The sequence below is a fragment of the Dellaglioa sp. CoH-55-MRSF-7 genome (assembly GCF_056782235.1).
The window spans coordinates 1-234 of sequence record NZ_JBXAYI010000243.1 but is presented as its reverse complement, the minus strand read 5'-3'; the positions used below and the strand labels follow the sequence as shown (position 1 = coordinate 234).

Here is a 234-nt window from a genome sequence, read left to right as displayed (position 1 = left end):
GGCTGTTACCGAAAAACTAGACCATGCGCCCGCCGTGTTCAGCGCGGAATTAGCTGCAACCGCCATCAATCCGTAACCAGCGTAGAACACGGAAACAACGCCGCTGCTACCACCCAGCAAGCGACCGGAAGTCAGAACAGCATTGATGGCTTGAGTACTACCGCCTCTGTTCAGGGTCAAGGTAAAGCTGCCTGTTGTAGCATTTCCTACTATCGCATACAGTATGCCCTGAAA

General features: G+C 53.0%; 1 protein-coding gene. It reads right to left on the bottom strand.

The window, feature by feature from the left end; all coding sequences use genetic code 11:
- On the bottom strand, positions 1–234 hold a 234-nt coding region (locus AC1RPU_RS08540; RefSeq protein ID WP_481769740.1), incomplete at both ends, for a hypothetical protein.